We start from the raw sequence: 3,546 nt of genomic DNA, 5'->3' as shown, positions 1-3,546 counted from the left end.
TTTTTTGGGTCCTCCGCTTCGCTTCGGACCGTGTTCGGGCGCCCTCAAGGCAGGGATTCTTCATCCTCGTCCTCGCCTGTCGCTCGTTCCTCGCTCGCGGCTCGACTCGTCGTGCAGAACCCTGCCGGCGCCCGAACGACACCCCCTCGGGTGACCGTTCCAAGAAACAGGCCCTAGACGGACGGTGCGCGTGCCCCGGGAGCCACGGGTTCCCGGGGCACGGTCGTGTCCGGGGTGCGCCAGGACGCTCCGAGCCCCGGACGGGGGCGTCGAGCTGTCACTCCTCCGACACTTCAAGCGGACAAATGCCCCCATATCGCCGCATACTTGGTCAATTCGGTGACAAACCGCACATACCAGGGCACATTTTGCGCATCCTCGTAAGCGTGCCGCTCGAAGGAGCGGAAGCGACCGGAGTGAGCACCGGTCCACACTCAGGGGGGAGATCCCATGATGAAGACCATGTCGCGAGTCCTGATCACCGCCGTCGCCGCGCCCACGCTGGCGTTCGGCCTCCCGACCGCCGCCTTCGCCGACAGCTTCTACGAGGCCGACCAGACCGTCGCCGGCCCGCACGGCGCCAGCTCGACGCACGTCTGTTCGGCGGCGTTCGACCGCGGCGGCTTCGGGTTCGGATTCGGATTCGGCAACCGCGGTTGTGACGACCGCCGGGGCCCCTGGATCTGGTAGCCCACAGGACCGAGTACCGGACATCGTCCGGCTCGCGAGAGGGGGTGCCGGGGAGCAGTGTCTCCCCGGCACCTCTCATGTTTGCCCCACCTCCGAAGACGGGCCCCGAACTGTCACTTCTCCGACGGTTCAGGCCCCAAATCCCCTCTTATCTCCACACACTTCGTCAATCCAGTTACAAAGCGCACATATTCGACCACGATCTGCGCATCCTCGTAAGCATGCCGCTCGAACGAGTGGAAGAGGCCGGGGCGATCGCACCGGCCGATGCACAGGGGGGAGATCCCATGATGAAGACCATCTCGCGAGTCCTGATCACCGCCGTCGCCGCGCCCACGCTGGCGTTCGGCCTCCCGACCGCCGCCCTGGCGGACAGCTTCTACGAGGCCAACGCCACCTTCGCCGGCCCGCACGGCGCCGGGTCGCAGAGCATCTGCGCCGCGGCCTTCGACCGCGGCCACCACCACGGCCCGTGGATCGGCGGCGGCTTCCACGGCAAGAGGGGCTGCGACCGCGACTTCCACCGTGGCCCCTGGTTCGACTAGAGCCACGCGGGTCCACCAGATCAGCCAGACCAACACCGGACACCGTCCGGATCGCGGGTCGGATGCCGGGGAGCGACGCCTCCCCGGCATTTCGCGTGCCGCACCGGCCCCGGAGGGCGAACCAGAGCTCCGCCGACAGGCCAGAGTGGACAAATGCCCCTTCTCGACATACTTCGTCAATTTGGTTACAAAGAGCGAATACCCAGTCACAATCTGCGCATAATGATCAACGTGCCGCTCGAACGAGCGGAAGCGACCGGAGCGAAGCACCGGTTCACACACAGGGGGGAGATCCCATGACGATGAAGACCATCTCGCGAGTCCTGATCACCGCCGTCGCCGCGCCCACGCTGGCGTTCGGCCTCCCGACCGCCGCCCTGGCGGACAGCCTCTGGGAGGCCAACGCCACCTTCGCCGGCCCGCACGGCGCCGGGTCGCAGCACATCTGCGCGGCCGCGACCGACCACGGCCACCACCACGGCCTCGGCCACGGGGGCTTCAAGCGCGGCCTCGACTGCGACCGCGACTTCCACCGCGGCCCGTGGCGCCCCTAGTTCGGTCGGGTGAGCGCCGGACGCACACCGTCCGGATCGCGCACCGGGTGTCGGGGAGTCCCGAGCTCCCCGACACCTCGACCACCGCCCTCCGCTCCCGGTTCGCCGGGAGCGGGGGGCGCTCCCGTGTGCGCGGCGCCCGGCTCCCCCGCCCCGCGCGCGTCCCCGTCTTCGTCCCTCCCTGGATCGGCCGGGGCCGCAGGGTTAGGGTCTCCGCATGAGGATCCTCGTCTCCGCCGACATGGAGGGCGCCACCGGCGTCACCTGGCCCGCCGACGTCGAACCCGGGACCGAGCAGTGGCAGCGCTGCCGGGCGATGTTCACCGGCGACGTCAACGCCGCGATCGAGGGCCTGTTCGCGGGCGGAGCGAGCGAGGTGCTGGTCAACGAGGCGCACGCCACGATGCGCAACCTCCTCCTGGAGCGCCTGGACGAGCGCGCCACCATGATCACCGGCCGCCACAAGGACCTGTCGATGGTCGAGGGGATCCAGCACGGCGACTGCGACGGCGTGGTCTTCCTCGGCTACCACTGCGGCGCCGGGGACGAGGGGGTGCTCGCGCACACCTACCTGCCGGGCGCCCTCACCGGGGTATGGNNGGACGGCGACCCCGCCAGCGAGGGTCGGCTCAACGCGGCCGTGGCCGCCGAGTACGGCGTCCCCGTCATTCTCGTCACCGGCGACGACCGCGCGTGTGAGGACGCCGCGGCCTACGCGCCGTTCGCCCGGACGGTTCCGGTCAAGGAACACGTGAGCCGGTACGCCGCGCGCTGCCTCCCCCCGGCCCGCACGGCCAAGGAGATCCGTGCCGGTGCGCAGGCCGCCATGGTGCTCTCCGGACGGCTCGGCCCCGAGGAGCCCCGGACGCACACCGTGGAGGTGGCGTTCGACTCCGCGCACCTGGCGCAGGCCGCCGACGTCGTTCCGGGCGTGACGCGTACGGGGGTGCTCGGGGTCCGCTACACCTCGCCGAGCGCCTACGAGATGATCCGCTGCTTCAAGGCGGTGACCACGCTCGCCGCGCGGGCGATGGAGGAGGACTACGGGTGACCGTCCGGGGCGGCAAGGAGCGTCTTCGGGACTGATGAGCGGTGTCGCTGTGTACGGTGAGACCGTGACCCGGGTCACCGTGGCCACACCCGTATCACCGGGCCCCAACGACCCCAGCCGAGAGCGAGGCCGCACCCGTGGGCGACCCTTCCGAGGCGACGTACGACCTGGCCGCGGCGGGGGACGACGCCGTCCGTCTGGCCCGTGAGCTCGTGCGCAGGGACTCCACCAACCGCGGCGGCGGGGAGGGGGACGAGCGGGCGACCGCCGAGTTCGCCGCCGAGGCGCTGACCGACGCCGGTCTGACACCGCGGATCCTGGAGCCCGCGCATCGACGGTCCAACGTCGTCGTGCGCGTCCCGGGCACCGACCCGGACGCATCCGCCCTTCTGCTCCACGCCCACCTGGACGTCGTCCCCGCCCGAGCCGAGGAGTGGTCGGTCCCTCCCTTCGGGGGTGAGGTCGCCGACTGCCCGGTCACCGGAGCTCCGTCGCTGTGGGGACGCGGGACGGTGGACATGAAGAACACCATCGCCGTGGCCACCGCCGTCATCCGCCACTGGGCCCGGAGCGGGCTGCGCCCCAGGCGCGACATCGTGCTGGCCCTGGTCGCCGACGAGGAGGACAGCGCGGTGTTCGGCGCCGACTGGCTGGTGCGGGAGCACGCGCAGCTGTTCGAGGGCTGCCGGGTCGGGATCGGCGAGCG

General features: G+C 70.8%; 5 protein-coding genes. All 5 read left to right on the top strand.

The window, feature by feature from the left end; all coding sequences use genetic code 11:
- The first annotated feature begins 450 nt into the window (after positions 1-450).
- Complete coding sequence (locus tag D471_RS33380; protein ID WP_017598028.1) at positions 451-690, top strand: hypothetical protein; 240 nt, start codon at positions 451-453, stop codon at positions 688-690.
- A 287-nt stretch (positions 691-977) separates the two neighbouring features.
- Positions 978-1,235, top strand: a complete 258-nt coding sequence (locus D471_RS40045; protein ID WP_017598027.1) for a hypothetical protein — start codon at positions 978-980, stop codon at positions 1,233-1,235.
- A gap of 296 nt (positions 1,236-1,531) precedes the next feature.
- Positions 1,532-1,789 carry a hypothetical protein gene (locus D471_RS33370; RefSeq protein ID WP_017598026.1) on the top strand — a complete coding sequence of 86 codons (258 nt, stop codon included), beginning with the start codon at positions 1,532-1,534 and terminating at the stop codon, positions 1,787-1,789.
- A gap of 217 nt (positions 1,790-2,006) precedes the next feature.
- Positions 2,007-2,840, top strand: a complete 834-nt coding sequence (locus D471_RS0107405; RefSeq protein WP_017598025.1) for a M55 family metallopeptidase — start codon at positions 2,007-2,009, stop codon at positions 2,838-2,840.
- A gap of 137 nt (positions 2,841-2,977) precedes the next feature.
- Positions 2,978-3,546: M20/M25/M40 family metallo-hydrolase (locus D471_RS0107400; RefSeq protein ID WP_017598024.1), on the top strand; the 569-nt coding region annotated here is incomplete at its 3' end.

The organism is Nocardiopsis lucentensis DSM 44048 (genome assembly GCF_000341125.1).
In the GTDB taxonomy this organism is placed as follows: Bacteria; Actinomycetota; Actinomycetes; order Streptosporangiales; family Streptosporangiaceae; genus Nocardiopsis; species Nocardiopsis lucentensis.
The sequence above is the reverse complement of the archived record's forward strand: the minus strand, read 5'-3'. Positions and strand labels throughout refer to the sequence as shown.

Bases quoted from the DNA above. Each gene is read 5' to 3' on its own strand.
- D471_RS33380 (WP_017598028.1), top strand. From the start codon at position 451: ATGATGAAGACCATGTCGCGAGTCCTGATCACCGCCGTCGCCGCGCCC.
- D471_RS40045 (WP_017598027.1), top strand. From the start codon at position 978: ATGATGAAGACCATCTCGCGAGTCCTGATCACCGCCGTCGCCGCGCCC.
- D471_RS33370 (WP_017598026.1), top strand. From the start codon at position 1,532: ATGACGATGAAGACCATCTCGCGAGTCCTGATCACCGCCGTCGCCGCG.